The organism is Haloarcula sp. JP-L23 (assembly GCF_011602445.1).
GTDB lineage: Archaea > Halobacteriota > Halobacteria > Halobacteriales > Haloarculaceae > Haloarcula > Haloarcula pellucida.
This window is the reverse complement of sequence record NZ_CP050017.1, coordinates 74,876-91,613: the sequence shown is the minus strand read 5'-3', so window position 1 is coordinate 91,613 and position 16,738 is coordinate 74,876. Positions and strand designations below refer to the sequence as shown.

At 50.8% G+C, this 16,738-nt stretch carries 9 protein-coding genes and 4 pseudogenes; 9 read left to right on the top strand and 4 right to left on the bottom strand.

The window, feature by feature from the left end; translation table 11 throughout:
- Positions 1-154: 154 nt before the first annotated feature.
- The 4 genes and pseudogenes from G9465_RS23465 to ilvA all read left to right on the top strand — a co-directional run.
- Positions 155-265, top strand: a pseudogene (locus tag G9465_RS23465) (IS110 family transposase); the annotation flags it as partial.
- A 233-nt stretch (positions 266-498) separates the two neighbouring features.
- Positions 499-1,254 carry an IclR family transcriptional regulator gene (locus G9465_RS23460; protein ID WP_166975405.1) on the top strand — a complete coding sequence of 252 codons (756 nt, stop codon included), beginning with the start codon at positions 499-501 and terminating at the stop codon, positions 1,252-1,254.
- A gap of 639 nt (positions 1,255-1,893) precedes the next feature.
- Positions 1,894-4,467, top strand: a complete 2,574-nt coding sequence (locus G9465_RS23455; RefSeq protein WP_166975403.1) for an FAD-dependent oxidoreductase — start codon at positions 1,894-1,896, stop codon at positions 4,465-4,467.
- A gap of 105 nt (positions 4,468-4,572) precedes the next feature.
- A complete protein-coding gene (ilvA, locus tag G9465_RS23450) occupies positions 4,573-5,835 on the top strand; it encodes a threonine ammonia-lyase (RefSeq protein ID WP_166975401.1) in 1,263 nt (420 codons plus the stop codon).
- Positions 5,836-6,135: 300 nt separating this feature from the next.
- On the opposite strand, the gene glyA is transcribed toward ilvA, so the two are convergent.
- On the bottom strand, positions 6,136-7,398 hold the full coding sequence (gene glyA, locus G9465_RS23445) for a serine hydroxymethyltransferase (protein ID WP_166975399.1): 1,263 nt from the start codon (positions 7,396-7,398) through the stop codon (positions 6,136-6,138).
- 134 nt (positions 7,399-7,532) lie between these two features.
- Here glyA and G9465_RS23440 point away from each other — a divergent pair, with 134 nt between their 5' ends.
- The 4 genes and pseudogenes from G9465_RS23440 to G9465_RS23430 all read left to right on the top strand — a co-directional run.
- On the top strand, positions 7,533-7,916 hold the full coding sequence (locus tag G9465_RS23440) for a Rid family detoxifying hydrolase (RefSeq protein ID WP_166975397.1): 384 nt from the start codon (positions 7,533-7,535) through the stop codon (positions 7,914-7,916).
- A gap of 85 nt (positions 7,917-8,001) precedes the next feature.
- A pseudogene (locus G9465_RS25950) lies at positions 8,002-8,457 on the top strand (IS1595 family transposase); the annotation flags it as partial.
- A 112-nt stretch (positions 8,458-8,569) separates the two neighbouring features.
- A complete protein-coding gene (ppsA, locus tag G9465_RS23435) occupies positions 8,570-10,861 on the top strand; it encodes a phosphoenolpyruvate synthase (RefSeq protein WP_166975395.1) in 2,292 nt (763 codons plus the stop codon).
- Positions 10,854-11,639 (top strand): annotated as a pseudogene (locus tag G9465_RS23430) (transposase); the annotation flags it as partial. The gene ppsA and the pseudogene G9465_RS23430, both read left to right, overlap by 8 nt.
- A gap of 44 nt (positions 11,640-11,683) precedes the next feature.
- On the opposite strand, the gene G9465_RS23425 reads toward G9465_RS23430, so the two are convergent.
- The 3 genes and pseudogenes from G9465_RS23425 to G9465_RS23415 all read right to left on the bottom strand — a co-directional run bounded on the left by G9465_RS23425 (position 11,684) and on the right by G9465_RS23415 (position 14,868).
- Positions 11,684-12,892 (bottom strand): FAD-dependent oxidoreductase, encoded by a 1,209-nt coding sequence (locus tag G9465_RS23425; RefSeq protein ID WP_166975393.1) that lies wholly within the window; start codon positions 12,890-12,892, stop codon positions 11,684-11,686.
- A gap of 141 nt (positions 12,893-13,033) precedes the next feature.
- A complete protein-coding gene (locus G9465_RS23420; RefSeq protein WP_166975391.1) occupies positions 13,034-14,227 on the bottom strand; it encodes a DHHA1 domain-containing protein in 1,194 nt (397 codons plus the stop codon).
- 56 nt (positions 14,228-14,283) lie between these two features.
- Positions 14,284-14,868, bottom strand: a pseudogene (locus G9465_RS23415) (IS6 family transposase).
- A gap of 1,096 nt (positions 14,869-15,964) precedes the next feature.
- Between G9465_RS23415 and G9465_RS23410 the strand changes: the two are divergent.
- Positions 15,965-16,702, top strand: a complete 738-nt coding sequence (locus G9465_RS23410) for a helix-turn-helix domain-containing protein (protein ID WP_166975389.1) — start codon at positions 15,965-15,967, stop codon at positions 16,700-16,702.
- Positions 16,703-16,738 lie beyond the last annotated feature (36 nt).

Below are 16,738 nucleotides of genomic sequence, written 5' to 3'. Positions count from 1 at the left end.
GCACGTCGTGTTGACTGGTCCATGTGCGAAAGAACATGTGCGAAAGAAGCCGAGTCATGGGCGCCACAGCCCGGGGTGCCGCGCGCCTCGGCACCTGGGAAATTCCGCATGGGTGAATGTCTCTTCACGCACTGGCGTCCCAGGTGAACAGATCATGTACCTCGGAATCGAGATCTACAACCGGTACGCACAGGTGGTAGTAATGGATGAGGCTGGAGAGGTCGTCGAGGTTCGCGTCGAGGACGCGAACCACATCGACGACCTTCCGGACTCTGGTCAGAGTATGACAGAAATAGACTAGAGGACTACGAGTATTGAGGTATATAGCTACTCCACTAGCGGTTGGCTTGTGGTTTGGTATCTCCACCAGCGGGCAAACAGATCACCGGCGCGCTCGCACGAGTGTTGTCTATTCGGCCTCGATGCATACTATGGCAATTAATCAACATGCTCTAAAGATGGGGCTAGACTTATGTATTTCCATGAGAGATTGCCGATATGGAAAACACCGATCGTAGAAAAACAAGTGCTACGTCACTCAGAGTCCTTGACGCTGTAGCCGACCTGGGTGGTGCCACACTCACCGAGATATCCACCCATATGACGATGCATGAGAGTACGCTCTATAAGCATCTCAAGACGCTAGAGGAGAACGGATATATTGCAAAAATTGATGGGAAGTACCATCCCAGCGCTAAATTATTTCATCTTGGTAAACGGGGACGCGAGAGAAACGAGTACATAGCTGCAAGAGAAGAACTGAATAAACTATATGACGAATACGAGCAAGAGACTAGCTTCTCAATTCAGCAAAACGGTCGTATCTTAGTGTTATTTGATCAAAGCCATGACTCGACTCCTGAGGGCTTCCAAGTCGGAGAATACTACCATATGCATTCCAATGCATGTGGGAAGGCCATATTGGCAGAATATTCAGACGCTCGTGTGAGGGAAATAATCGAAAAGTGGGGTCTTTCAAAGGAGCAAGATAATACAATCACGAATGAGGAAAGTCTCTTCAACGAACTGGAGGAGATACGAGACTCGGGTTATGCGATAAACAACCAAGAATCGATGGAGGGTCTTCGGTCATTGGCTGTTTCAGTGACGAAACCATCGGGAGATGTGTTAGGAGCAATAGATATTTTTGGGCCACCGTATTTGCTTCCACCCGATGAAGAAATGGTTGAAATATTGGAAAACACGGCAAGAAACATAGAAGAGAAAATAAAACAGTCAGAAGATAGCGAGTAAAAGAACCAATCGATGGACTGTATGCACTGATAAGAAGCATCAGTAGAACTTTTCTAAACTGGAAAGTCTGAGAAGGAGAGTATAAGAATCGATACGGCTACTCTGATTTGAGAAGTTCCGAGTACAATATCATGCTCGAAGTATCTGATGGTGAGCGTTTATATCTTCTATATTGGTTTGAATTGTAACACACGTACTCATGTTAGGGATAGAAATGCACGATTCACAATCGTGAGATGGCACCTTTTATCGAATAGATCGTATAGAGCTCATCTCAAAGATTAGCTCTACTCACTGTGATTGCACCGGCAGACTAGTAATCGAGTATACACATTATCACAGATGCTATGCGAATTGGATAACGGGAGTACACTTATTATCAACATCAGGAGCCCGCCCAGTCCCAATTCCTGTATGCTAATAATTATCTCCCCAACCAACATTACAAGAAACAATATCTATATCGAAATATGGACTATTTCCATTTTGGAAAGTCTCTCACCTTTTTAGAGAATTGCTGGCACAGATTCTATCACATGCTTTGATTAGCGACGAGAGGGTGTATTCGAAACTGGATGTTCAATCATTTAACCACCGAAAGCTATATTTGGTTCTCCGGTACACTCAGGAAACGTAACGATGGAATCAGAAGCTAGCTTACCCTCAAGAGCAAACACTGTCATTATCGGTGGAGGCATCGTTGGATGCAATCTGGCCTACCAACTGTCAGAGCTTGGTCGAGAAGACATCGTTGTTGTCGACCAAGGACCAATGCCTACGACTGGTGGCTCCTCTACGCATGCACCCGGTATCATGTTCCAAACGGACGAACACAGGATTCTGTCTAAGTTTGCGGACTACAGCCGGAAGGTCTATTCCGATCTGGACGGAAAGGATGGCGAACAAGCTTACAACCAAGTCGGAGGAATCGAAGTTGCACGAACCGATGAGCGGATGGATTATCTCCAAAGGCGTGTTGAGTGGGCAAAGTCTTGGGGAATTCCAAACCCAGAAATTCTTTCGCCCGAAGAAGTAGAAGAAAAGCTTCCGCTGGTTGACGCTGATCAAATTAAAGGCGGCTACTATTCGCCTACCGATGGACAAGTTTCTGGTGTTGTGGCATGTGATGCTCTGTCCCGTAGAGCCATGGAGAACGGGGCAACATTTGTTCCTCACACACGGACGGAAGACATCCAGATGGACAGCAAAGACGTTCAGGCCGTCATCACTGAAAGCGGGACCATCGAGTGTGACGAGGTTGTTATCGCGACGAACATTTGGGCGAGACAGCTAGGAGAAAAAATCGGAGTCCATCTGCCGATAGCACCGGTCGAACATCAATATTCTATCACCGAATCCCTCGAGGAACTATCGGGTAGCGAGGTAGATATCACCACACATCCACTGTTTGAGAACTACCAGAACGTCTCGGGCGAGAAAGCAAAACGATTGCTTGTAGGACCCGATCGTCCGATTCTTAGGGATCAAGACAATGCGATGTATTTCCGGAACCACGGTGATGCCTATGGGATCGGGTCGTACAATCACGAACCAATTGTTCCGGACCCACAGGAACTTGGCGGGAATGACCCGGACGGTGAACAGGGGTCGGTCCACGAGTTCACCGAACATCATATGGAAAATCCGACCCATCCAGACCGACCCGATAAAGCGCCTCGACAGGCTAGTGACGAACTACTTCCTGCCACCAAGGGCAAAGAACTCGAATACAAATACAATGGGATGTTCTCCGAAACGCCGAACGGTTTGCCTGTGATGGGGCCTGTTCAAGGATCTGATGGTCTCTGGGTCGCTGCAGGTATTTGGGTTACTCATGCTGGTGGTGCGGCAAAGGCTCTTGCTGAATGGATGGAAAATGGCGTTCCCCGATTAGATAGCGAACGAATTGATCTCGCGCACGCTGATGTCAATCGATTCGATGAGCATGAGGGGAGTTGGGACTTCGCACGTGACATCGGCGGCGAGGAGTACCGCATCGTCTACAACATCATGCACCCGAAGTGGGTGTGGACGGACAAACAGCGGGACATCCGGCGGACGCCGATGTATCACTCCCACGAGGAGTGGGACGCCGAACTGTGGGCCGAGGCTGGCTGGGAGGAACCGCAGTGGTTCGACGAGAACGCCGACCTGCTGGCGAAGTACGGCGACCAGATTCCCGAGCGTGAGGGCTGGGAAGGCAAGTACTACTCACCCATCGAGGGCGCGGAGGCGCTGAACGTCCGCGAGAACGTCGGCCTGCACGACATGACCTCCTTCAACAAGATGGAGGTCGTCGGCGAGGACGCCGGCGAGTTCGTCCAGTATCTCTGTACGAACGACATGGACATCGACGTGGGCGACGTGAAGTACACGCTCATGTGCAACGAGGGCGGCGGCGTCCGCGCCGACATCACCGTCACGCGCACGGACGAGGACCGCTACTTGCTCCTGACCACCGGTCGCGAGGTGGGTAACAACCACGTCGCGTGGGTCCGAGAGCAGTCGCCCGAAGGCGTCCTCGTCAACGACGTCACCTCGAACCTCGCCGCGATGGTCTGTACCGGCCCGAACGCCCGGAAGGTGCTCTCGAAGGTCACCGACGTCGACCTCTCGGACGACTCCTTCCCGTTCTTCACCAGCCAGCAGTTCTTCGTGAAGAACGTGCCCGTCACGGCACTCCGCGTGTCCTACGCTGGCGAACTCGGTTGGGAACTGTACACGCCCGCCGAGTACGGCGAGCTCCTCTGGGAACACATCATGGAGGCCGGCGAGGAGTACGACATCCGACCGTACGGGAACGGCGCGCTGGACGCCCTGCGCATCGAGAAAGGGTTCCGTCTGTGGGGCGAGGACCTCCACACCGAACACAATCCCTACGAGGCGGGCCTCGGCTGGGCCGTCGACCTCGAAACCGACTTCATCGGCAAGGAGGCCGTCGCCGCGGCTGCCGACGGCGACAACATCGACCACAAGGTGGCGTGCCTGACGTTGGACGACGATGAAAAGACAGTACTGTCTCATCGGCCAGTACTTGACGGGAATGAGCAGATCGGATACGTTCACAGCGCTGAGTATGGTTATACCATCGGTGCGTGTATCGCATATACGTACTTGCCGCCGGAATACACTGAACCTGGAACCAAAGTCGAGGTCCTCTATGAAGGGACTCGATACGATGCAACAGTTCAGGCAGAGCCATTAGTTGATTAAACGGTTATTCCACTGAATAGCTACCACATTAGTTTTCGAAGATAACTGTACAAATTCGTTATTATTCAACCGACAGTCAAAATAGTACAATAATAGACTCAGATAATGGCAGAGAAAAATTGTTTTGGCGTGAGTTACGACGATATTGAACAAGCCAACGAACGAGCAAACGATCGGTCAATCGTTAAGAGCACACCAGTAGAACGTAGTACATCTCTTGGACAAATGGCCGACAGTGATGTGTTCCTGAAAATGGAACATTTGCAATGGACTGGATCATTCAAGACGAGAGGTGCATACAATAAGATCTCACAAGCGGTCGATAGGGGGATCAATAAGTTCGTCGCTGCGAGTGCCGGAAATCACGCACAGGGGGTTGCACTTGCAGCAGCGAAATGTGGAGCAGAATCCACGATCATCATGCCAGAAACAGCTCCACAGGCAAAGATCGATGCTACTCGTAGTTATGGGGGCACAGTCGAACTTGTCGGTCAAGACTTCCAAGAAGCGATGTCATACGCGCAGTCTCAGGCAGAAAGTCCAGAAGTAGAATTCGTTCATGCGTACGACGACCCTGAAATCGTCGCTGGACAAGGTACGTTAGGAATCGAGATGTACGAAGATTATCCAGAGATCGACACTGTCGTCCTCCCAATTGGTGGAGGGGGGTTGATAAGCGGTGTTGCAACTGCACTCGATCACCTTTCGCCTGAGACTCGCGTTGTCGGGGTTCAGGCCGAGGGGGCATCAACCGTTCATGAGAGTCTGAATAAAGGTATTCCAGTCACTCTCGATCAGGTTGAAACGATTGCAGATGGTATCGCAACCGGCGGAATCTCGGAACTGACATTGGATCTCATTGATGCGCACGTAGATGACGTAGTTACGGTTACTGACACTGAAATCGCAAATGCTATTCTCCTATTGCTAGAACGTGCGAAGCAGGTCGTTGAAGGGGCAGCTGCGGCGCCAGTCGCGGCGATTCTCAGTGACGAACTTAACGTAACTGGCGAGAAAGTAATGCCCGTACTCAGCGGGGGGAATTTGGATATTACGATGCTTCAGACAGTGCTTATTCATGCCTTGACTAACCGTAGACAGATACTCCGGCTTCGAGTTCGGATCAATGATCGCCCCGGGAAAATGAGAGAAATCTCAGAGGTCATCGCGAATCATGGGGCAAATATTCATAACGTACGCCACGATCGAGCACTACCGGATTTGAATGTCGGTGAAGCAGCCCTTGTGTTCACCATCGAGACGCAGGGTTCCGAACACTCTAATAAGATTGTGGATGCAATTAGAGGCGAAGGATATGCTGTTGAAAGCATCGAAAATCGCGTAGAATCTGCTGAATACGGTCAGTAATTTCATCAGATATTAGATATAATTATCTATCCGCCTATCCAAAAAGTCGAATGGGCTTTTTTATCGAGTAACGATTCGGACAAGACACTATTTGGATCATCCTTACCCCAAAAATACCACTCCCTGTTTACAGATCGGAGAGGGAATGAAGTATAAGCTCAGACGCTCTGTTAAAATCCGTCTCAAATCACAATAAGGAAAAACGCCTCTGGGATCCGATCGTGGCCAAAGCCGTAGAAACACACCGCAGAACGAAAACGCCGGACTGCAAGAGGGTTCTACAAGCCGCTCAGATAGAACTCATGGCGGGGTTCCCGCATATATCGGGAATTCGCTACAGAGATTATCAACCGTCGAAGCTACCCGATCGCAAACCGCTTCACCGTCCGGATTGTTGAGCACATCCACAATGAGTTCACCAACGGCCTCCATTTCTCCCTCTTTAAATCCCCGTGTCGTGAGAGATGGAGTTCCTACTCGAATTCCACTTGTAACCATTGGTGAGCGCGTTTCTCCAGGTACCGTGTTTTTGTTGACGATGATACCGACATCGGAGAGGGCGGATTCGGCTTCCTTCCCTGTGAGATCTGGATGAGAATCTCGGAGATCAACAAGCAGGAGATGTTTATCTGTCCCACCACTGACCAGTGAAAGTCCTTGATTATTGAAGACGTCTGCAAGAGCCTTAGCGTTCGAAACGACCTGCTCAGCATATTGAACAAAGCTATCGGTCTGTGCTTCGCCAAACCCAGCAGCTTTTCCGGCGATGTTATGCATCAGCGGACCACCTTGTGAACCGGGGAATACTGCAGAATCAATGTCGTCTGCATATTCGTCTCGACACATGATGATACCGCCGCGTCCTGCTCGGATCGTTTTGTGCGTACTCCCTGTGATGAAATCTGCATGACCAACAGGCGACGTGTGAACATCAGCCGCGATAAGACCGGTTACGTGTGCGATATCAGCAAGGTGGTATGCATCGATCTCTCTTGCAATCTTAGCGATCCGATCATACTCCACTTCACGGGGATACGCTGATGATCCACTAACAATGATATCAGGGTCAAACTCATCGGCATGTCTGGCCATGTCGTCATAATCGATATAGCCAGTTTCTGGATCGACTTCGTACTGTTCGACGTCATAGAGTTGGCCTGAGAAATTTACCTTGTGCCCGTGTGACAGATGTCCTCCGTGAGAAAGGGAAAGCGAAAAAATCCTATCACCTGGGTTTAGAACGGAAAAGTACACGCCCATGTTCGCTTGAGTCCCGCTATGGGGCTGAACGTTGACGTGCTCCGCTCCGAATAACTCCTTTGCACGCTGAATCGCCTGGTTCTCAATAGTGTCTACATGATCACACCCACCATAGTATCGATTTCCAGGATACCCCTCAGCATATTTGTTCGTCAGAACACTCCCTTGGGCCTCTAACACAGCCTTCGAAACGTGATTTTCTGATGCAATCATTCCTAATGTCGCCTCTTGGCGCTCCCGTTCTTGGTTGATGGCTTGGGCAGTATCCGGTGCTACCTGGTCTAGTGACTGTTCGAAGACCATATCCCGACAATCGGAGATGGTGGATAAATATCTTTGGAACAATGCCATGTGAGTAGTCGGACAGACTGACGTCGTTGCCTGACTCGCTTATCGGAACATCGGGATTTAACTGAGGGTAGTATAAACAATGAGCTGTGAAGCAGATAATTAGTACTGACGACGCCCCTGCAGCTATTGGAGCCTACAGCCAAGCGACGACAGACGGCAGTCTGATTCTAACATCAGGCCAACTTCCACTTACGAGGGAGGGGGAGTTACTTGATGACGCTTCAATCGAAGATCAGACCAAGCAGTGTCTCGATAACATTCAAGCGATACTACAGGCAGAAGGAGCTTCAATGAGCAGCGTACTGAAAACGACAGTATTCCTCGATAATATCAATACGTTTGAAGAATTCAATCAATCATATAGTGATTACTTCGATGAGAATCCACCTGCGAGGAGCGCTATCGAGGTTGGAGAAGTACCCAAAGGAGCGGCACTCGAGATAGAAGCGATTGCTGTGGCAGAACAGTAGAGTGGCTCACGACCCTAAATAGGGGTCAAAAGGCCCTTATTGCAATGAGATACTCGTGGTTTCTGAGCTGTCCCCGAGTTCGTAATTAGACGCTACGACAAAAGGCCGCAAGTACGACCAGGAGTCGCGCTCGCGTTGCCTCTCGAAACGTGGTCGTGGAAGCTATGTTGAGGGCAAGCCACCGTGTTCACACTCCCTGCTTCTGGCAGTGCTCGGCGATACGTCGTGCCAGCGAAATCCACTGACGATTCGAACGTAGGAGTCCTCCTCGGTGACTTCGAGGAGGGGTTGCTGACCGTCTACACGGATGGATTTTGAGCACACCACTAGAAGACGACGAAACTTACCAGCGAGAAGGAGTCATTCGTGGTGAAGGCGAATATGCCGGTGGAGACGTGCATGTGAACACTTGCGGGAGCCACGCCGAAGCGTCTCAAAAGACAAGTTGGCGCCGTATCTCAGAGCCTTTCAGCTTCGCCGCCAAATCTTAAGCAAACTCGGACAAGAAAGTCTCGTAGAAATTGTCTACACTGTCCTTTGACTCACCAACAACGTGCTTCACATGAGTGACGTTCATAATATCGCTCTATCCAAGGTACTGAAGATCTCTTCATCGGCCGATTTTAGTACGAGTAGTTTCAATATAGGTATACATGCCAGTAGCTTGGCTGAATGCCATTAGCACGAGCGATGTAGAGACTGCCGGCGGCAAAGGTGCTTCACTCGGTGAGTTGCAAGAAGCGGGACTCCCCGTTCCTTCCGCATTTATTGTTACTTCTGATACATATCGGGCGTTCATTGAAGAGGCCGGAATCGCTGAGAAACTATTTGACACGGTTGACGTGGATAGTGAGGACTCAACAGCTCTCGCAGCGGCTGAACAGCAAGCTCAAGAACTCATTCTCAGTGCAGAGCTCCCTGACAGCGTTGTGTCGACAGTTCTTGATGCCTATGCAGACTTCCAAGATGACCCGTTTGTGGCGGTACGGTCCTCAGCGACCGCTGAGGATCTCCCTGATGCATCGTTTGCGGGGCAACAAGAGACATTCCTCAACGTAGACCACGAGGACCTGCTGGACCGCATCAAACGGTGCTGGGCGTCGCTGTTCACCCAGCGAGCCATCTACTATCGCGACGAACAGGGCTTCGACCACCGCGAGGTCGACATCGCCGTCGTCGTCCAGCGAATGGTCGACGCCGAGAAATCCGGTGTCATGTTCACGAGCCATCCATCAACTGGTGAACCAGAGATTACCATTGAAGCAGCATGGGGTTTGGGAGAAGCGGTCGTCTCAGGTGAAGTATCTCCTGACAACTACACATACGACCGGGAGGCTAACTCGGTTGAGACAGTGACCGTTGCGACGAAGAAGACGATGCATGTTAGAGATCCCGAGACCGGAGAGACTCTGAAAAAAGATGTCCCAGATAATAAACAGACTGAGCGGGTGCTTGATGATCAGGAGATAGACGATCTTCATCAATTAGGCGAACTCGTCGAGGACCACTACGGGCAACCACAAGACGTTGAGTGGGCGATCAGTGACGACAATGTGTATCTTCTGCAGTCCCGACCGATAACTACTATAGATGAGGGACACAGCGACGGTGCATCGGGACGGGGTATTGACGGAATCACGAGTGACCGAAAAGGCGATCGAAGTTATTCGGTCGACGGTCTCGGCGCCAGCCCAGGAACGGCGACCGGTGCTGTCCGTATCGTGGGTACACTTGATCAACTCGACAAAGTCAATCAAGGAGATATCATTGTAACGGAGATGACCACGCCAGATATGGTGCCCGCAATGAAACGGGCAAGTGCGTTGGTCACTGACGAAGGTGGCATGACGAGTCACGCCGCGATTGTCTCTCGCGAACTAGGTGTCCCGGCTGTCATCGGAACTGAAACCGCGACACAAACTCTCACTGACGATCAGGTGGTCTCCATTGATGGGGACCGCGGTGTCGTGGCTGATGGGAAGCGAGCATCTGACAGCGAAACATCGTCAATAAAGAATGCTCAGTCGCCATCTCGACAGAGTACTGCGGATAAACCAATGACGGCGACTGACATCAAAGTCAATGTCTCGATACCGGAGGCCGCTGAACGGGCGGCGGCAACGGGTGCTGACGGTGTCGGCTTGCTCAGGATGGAGCATATGATTCTGTCGACGGACAAGACGCCTGAACAGTACGTCGCAGACCACGGCGAGGAAGCGTTTGTCAACACACTCACTGACTCAATGCGGACTGTCGCAGAGGCGTTCTACCCTCGACCGGTACGTGTTCGGACACTTGATGCTCCGACAGATGAGTTCCGGCAACTAGATGGAGGCAACGACGAACCTCGAGAGCATAATCCGATGCTCGGATACCGTGGTATTCGTCGCTCGCTTGCTACACCAGACATTTTCAAACTCCAACTTCGGGCGTTCCAGAAGCTCTACGAGATGGGTTACGGCAGCGTAGAACTGATGTTCCCACTCGTGAACGACGCCGAAGACGTCTATGAAGCTAAAACTCTGATGCAGGAGGTGGGCATCGATACTGAGAAGCGAAGCTGGGGTGTGATGGTCGAGACACCGGCTAGTGCGCTCTGTATCAAAAAGATCTGTGAGACAGGGCTCGACTTTGTCTCGTTGGGGACCAATGACCTCACTCAGTACACGCTGGCTGTCGATCGCAACAACGGAACGGTCGCCGACCGGTATGACGAATTGCATCCGGCTGTGATGCGCTTGCTCCACGATGTCATCGAGACTTGCCGCGAGTACGACGTCGCGACGAGTATCTGTGGCCAGGCGGCTTCCAAACCGCAGATGATTCAACAACTCGTTGAGTCCGGCATCACGTCTATTAGCGTCAATGTCGATGCCGTCTACGATGCACGGCGTGAGGCAAAGCGTATCGAACAACGACTCATTCTTGAGTCTGTTCTTGAGTAATGTATTTTGGTTCTATCCTGAAATCCATCTCTTCACTCGTGCTACGGTGGCTAAGGATAAATCAGTTATCGATAGCCTAGGCGAACCCACCGACTCCGAAGGGGGGTGGTGGGTTCGCTGAGTGGACAATGCTCACGATGCATGAATTCCGTGTCGAACTGAGCAAATCCTACCGTGTCAAAGTGGGTTTACTCAGCGAAATGCCGGTCGTCGTCAAAGAAATCGGTCTCACGAGACCCCCTTATTACACTGTCCTCCGCACGTAGTTTGCACGGATCAGACCGAGCATACTGCTATCGGCTCGGCTGGCTTCGACCGAGATCAATCCAACCTCCACTATGCCAACCGCACCCGCCACCGTATAATTTCAATGAACTTTATTGCTCTGATGGATGTCGAAACGCTGTACATCACCGACATCCACTAGATCACATCGAAGAAACACGACACGAAGATCGGCCCGCAGATCGCCCGGCGCGATGCAGACGATCTGCGGAGTCTTGGCGCCGATTGCGTCTACGATCAAAACCCTTACGCGACGAACTCCGCAACGACGTCGGCAGATCGGTTATCAAGCATCGTCTCATGAACTGGCTCAATCACGCCCATAACAGCTTCATAGACAGTGATCGCTACCACCAGTGTCCAGTCAGAAACCGTCTTCTCATCAGTCAAGTGCACGCTCAGCGCTGCCGTGTGTGTGCGACACTGGTGGATAGGGTTCCGTGAAATACTGCTGAAAACCACCGTCTACATCCCCCGACAGAGCGTTCGGTATCAACGAAATCGACTTCTGTGTGCCGAAATTACAGATCCCTTCAATCAATATCTTTGCAGAATTTCATCAGCCATATAATCACCAATCGAAATAGAAGAGGTGACTCCGGGTAATACCATAAGAATATGTGCGGAGCGCTCACCATACTCAAAGACAGGATCTTTGATTTGCTTTCCATTGTCGTCTATCAGATAATTGATTATACCAACATAGCTCTCTACCAGATCAGATTCTTTAACCCCTGGAAGAAGCCGTTGGCACTCAGACACGAATTTAGACTTACTGTATACCATATTCGCATTTTCCCACGCAGACTTCATTGCTTCTTTAGAACCCATGAATTTCCAGAAGTTACTCGAAGACAATGTTTCCACAATCTTCTCGAAATTGACCTCAGTTTTTCCATATGCTTCCGGACCGAGTGCAATCATCCCCGTTGGGCCGATGATTACTTTGTTATCTGGACGTCGAGTGAAATGAATTCCAACGTCTTCGATACGATCCGGTCTTGGGGTTGGATATACGTCTGTATTTATCAAATCGCGCTTATCCGGTTTGAGTTCATAATACTGACCTCGTAGCGGGAGTGCTTGATATTGGTTCTCAACCACACCCATTTCTCGAGCGAGCTTAGTGGCATGGGCACCAGTCGTATTCACTAGATAGCTGGATTTGATATCTCCCTTATCTGTCTCAATATTTATTGGGTTAGACTCGTTATCAACACTGTTAACATTATACCCCAAGAAGAAATCAACCCCATTGCCCATCGCTTCACTGGCTAGACTATGGACAATCGGCAAAGAGTCAACAGCCCCTGACTCTGGAGCAAAGAGTGCTGCTCGACCATCAATGTGGGGTTCCTTTTCGGCGAGTTCGCTTTCTGTGAGGAGTTGTTTTTCGATTCCGTGCTGTGTCTTTCTATCCCTTATCTCTTCAAGGCGTCTCTCCTCTTCGTCATTCTTCGCAACAACCAGCAATCCATAATCCTTATAGTGTATATTATTTTCATGGCAGTACTCTTGGATATCTCTCAACCCCTTCTCTGCAAAATGACCCATACGGGGATTTTTTTCAAAATCAAGGACAATACCGGGCGTGAGAACCCCCGAGTTCCGGCCACTTTGATGAGATCCAACGTGATATTCTTTTTCAATCACACAAATTGACTTATCAGATTTTTCTGATAAGTGCTTGGCAACCGAACAGCCATAGATACCTCCACCGACGATGGCTATATCGTAGCGAGCCATACCTACTGTTGTGGACAAATATATATAAATGTTTTTCTTTTTTTAAGTTCTGATTCCTGGTCGTGTCGGGAAATCCACAGAGGGCATCGGCTTGAGACAGGCGTTCAGACCTCATTTTCGCCGAGACGAGATACCGTGCTCTTAGCACAGATAGTCGACGACAGTCCGCGGGCTAACGTCAAGGCCACCGCCCTGTGCCAAGGTTGGTTGACCGCCGCCGCCCCCGCCGAACTCGTCGGTCACGTCGTCAATGACAGCGTTCGCGTCCGTCTCGCCGTTCGTGCCGACGACGACGAACGTCGCCCCGTCCCGTCCGACGAGGACGACTACGTCTGCCACATCGTCGTCCAGCGCTCCCACGCGGTCGGCGACGGTGTTGGGACCGACGCCGTCGACGGTGCCAACCAGCCACTCCGCTCCGTCTCTGGCCGTCGTGTCGGCCGCCAGTGACGAGATGCGGGCGTCCAGCAGTCGGTCGTGGAGGTCCTCGACCTCGGCCTGTAACGACTTCTTCTCCTCCAACAGCCCCTGTGCCCGCCGTGCGAGGTCGTCGACGCTCGTATCGAGCGTGTCCGCGGCGCGGGACGCACTCCGTCGCCGGTCTATCTGTCGTTGAATCGCTGAGGGACCCACGGCGTACTCGACGCGGACGAGGTCCGCACCCGGGTTCGAGACGTCGATGACCTCGATGGGCCCGATTTCGTTCGTGTTCCGAACGTGCGTGCCACCACAGGCCGAGATGTCCCAGCCGTCGATTTCCACGATACGGACGCTGTCCGTCGGGTCGGCGTCACCGAGATTGAACACGATGTCCTCGTCGGCGCGTGCTTCCTCCACGTCCATCTCGTACCACTCCACCGACCGGCTGTCCCAGACTGCCTCGTTGGCCATGCGCTGAAAGGTAAGCGCGTTCACCTCGTCGGCGTCCGCGTCGGCGTCGAAGTCGAGGCGGACGGTATCCTCACTGATGTCGAACCCGCCGTAACCGTGACTGTCGAACAGTTGCCGGCCGACGCCGTAGACCACGTGACTCGCGGTGTGGGCCCGCATGCTGTACGTCCGGAACTGCTCGCCTACCTCGCCGCTTATCGTCTCGCCGACTTCGATTTCGGGTGTCTCGGCGAGCGTATGGACCGTTTCACCATCGCGTTTCTGGACGTCGACGACGCCAACGCCGGCGAGTGTTCCCTTGTCGGCCGGTTGGCCACCGCCTTCGGCGTAGAAGTACGTCCTGTTCAGCGTCACGTCACGGCCGTCGACGGCACGGACCGTCGCGTCGAACGACGTGACATACGGTTCCTCAGCAGAGAGGTTCACTGATGACTCAGCAATCATGCCCTACAGATCATGGTGCGCGATAATAAAACCATCTCCTCTACACACGGCAGTGTTTAGTTTGAGACATTGTGCCTGTGAGCGGAACCCTCCAACCAATTTTCGGCTGTTTCCGGGTCAGCGTAGCTGAGGCAGTTCGAAAACGACGAGGTTCGTCGGTTTAGCTCACGAAAGATTCGTTCGATAGCGTTCCGGTTTCCGTGGCGATGCATCTGAAATCGGAAACCAGTTCGCTGGAGTATAGTTTGGAGGTGTTGAGCGCTATCGACAAGAAAGACCGCGATTCCGACATTGCCAAAGTACGCGCAGAAAATTTCAGTGAGAGCAGTGGTCGTCGTCGAAAATAACCGGACGTGAACCAGATCGCTCGTTTGCGGATCAGCAGCGGCCTACAGCCAGAATTGCTGATCGTTGATCCGAATCACTGTCTTGTCAAGCGCAATCTGATTCGGAGATCAGCCAGATCCGGGCTGTAAATGGGCTTTCTGTCCCCAATCATGGATGGCTTTCCGGCTGCGTTGGACACCCAACGAATCGAGCAAGTCGACAGTATTCGACAGCGGCAGCCCTGCAACGTGCGTTTGCATACCCAACACCATCAAGATCTCGTGTCCATTTGTGCTCCACAAACCCAAATCAATTCAGCCTTTATTTCCGCTGAGGCGAGCGATTTCTGGCATAGAGAATCAAGAAATTTGCCCGTCTCACCTTTGACGCTTAACAAACACCGCCAGGGAATGGCAGAGAGATACACTCGGACAATTGAGGCCACAGACAAACCCCATTGTGTCCTGAGAGACACTCCAGCTAGCAGACTATTTATAAACTAACCCCATTTAGAAAGTGGACCACGATATTTTTCATTTCTTTTTTAGAGTGTATAAATTAAGTGGGCATATACATTATATAATTTGGATATTGTAGCTCCTCGACCTCAAAAGTGTGTTTTCGAATATGGAAATATAGGAAAGTCAGCTACACCATTTGTTGGAGAACTATCGATGTTGATAGACCCATTGTATAACAAGAGTACTCCTGTTAATTATTGAGTTCTGTAACCCGTATTCCAGATATAGCATTTTAACCCTCTAACCTGTAGAACCGTTTTCTAAGATCGAAGAAATTCCTGCGCTTCTGATTCGCATCTTGTTAACGACCAGTATTTTCTATATTAGAAAATTAATCGCGCCTACCCATTAGAAGTGGCGAATTTAATTCATTTCTCTGGGTGTCCATTTTTGACTTTGGCGCTTTCAGGATATATTGATTCTTATCCATACACGGTCAGACGTGGTACAGATGCTAGTGACAGATCATTCTCACACCCCCATATTATTTTACATAATACTATAATATAAAATTTTGTTCTCAATCTTCAACTCCTGAATCCCGTCGGAGTGAGAATTTCCTCAAGTGGTACATCCGTTAGGGACCAGACCAAGTATCTGTCCAACCTCGTAGAGTCGATTATCTACTTGTCGAAATCAGATCTATCCGACGAGTCCGTGATTTTCAGTGCGTTTCTGGAGCATTAGCAGGTGGCCATTAGATATGGAATGTCTACGTATTGTCGTGAAAAATTCCGCCAGATATGATGTGACCGACTGTTTGAGTGTACTCAGTATGATTGCCGAGCTACCAAAATGCCCAAACTTGTGAATATAGCTGATTATGAAAGACTGACCTCTCACGGGTGCTGATAAAATCATTTAATGTGTATCAGTACAAGGTTCGGATATGTATCGTGTTACTCTTGATCTCTGGCAAGATGATTGCCCGCTAACACGAGCATCTGCCAACCACGAAGTGGAATTTATCACTCCATACTGGAACTACTCGCCTGAATCCCAACAGTGGGAGTTGTGGGTCGAGTCCTCATCGGCTGATCGGTCCGAGTTAGAGTCTGGTATTCAAGCGCTCAGGGATGCCAGCGCAATGCAGTATTTTGAACTGAAGCGAAAGCACGACACACACGCAACCCTCCAAGTACGGTTCGATAAGACGAATGCAATCGCTACAATCACTACTCACGGTGGAGCTGTAGTTGGTCCTTTCACTAATTGTCGAGGACGTGAGCGGTGGCATCTCGGATTTACTTCTCCATCGGCCATCGACACTGCATTATCAAAGCTTGACCGTTGTGAAGAATTTACGGTCGTCGAACGCACTTCCCTTGATACTCGTGTCGAGTCTAGCGTGTATCATCACATGGGCGCTGCCTCTGCATTCATTACTGCGTGCGAACAACTGACGGAGACCGAACGCCGAGTCCTCGACACCGCGTTCAAATACGGATACTATGAAACACCAAGAAAAGAGACACTGGCATCTCTCGGTGAGCGGTGTGGTGTATCAGACGCCGCGATCTCGAAGACGCTACGCCGAGCCGAACGTAAACTCATCGGAGCCTCACTCACCACACTCAACCGTTTTCAGGAATCGGGTGAAGAGTTCGGCGGTAGCAATCCAAGTTAGGATACGAACCTACATACTCTCAGTCCCCGAGAACAT

Bases quoted from the DNA above. Each gene is read 5' to 3' on its own strand.
- G9465_RS23460 (WP_166975405.1), top strand. From the start codon at position 499: ATGGAAAACACCGATCGTAGAAAAACAAGTGCTACGTCACTCAGAGTC.
- G9465_RS23455 (WP_166975403.1), top strand. From the start codon at position 1,894: ATGGAATCAGAAGCTAGCTTACCCTCAAGAGCAAACACTGTCATTATC.
- ilvA (WP_166975401.1), top strand. From the start codon at position 4,573: ATGGCAGAGAAAAATTGTTTTGGCGTGAGTTACGACGATATTGAACAA.
- glyA (WP_166975399.1), bottom strand. From the start codon at position 7,398: ATGGTCTTCGAACAGTCACTAGACCAGGTAGCACCGGATACTGCCCAA.
- ppsA (WP_166975395.1), top strand. From the start codon at position 8,570: ATGCCAGTAGCTTGGCTGAATGCCATTAGCACGAGCGATGTAGAGACT.
- G9465_RS23425 (WP_166975393.1), bottom strand. From the start codon at position 12,892: ATGGCTCGCTACGATATAGCCATCGTCGGTGGAGGTATCTATGGCTGT.
- G9465_RS23420 (WP_166975391.1), bottom strand. From the start codon at position 14,227: ATGATTGCTGAGTCATCAGTGAACCTCTCTGCTGAGGAACCGTATGTC.
- G9465_RS23410 (WP_166975389.1), top strand. From the start codon at position 15,965: ATGTATCGTGTTACTCTTGATCTCTGGCAAGATGATTGCCCGCTAACA.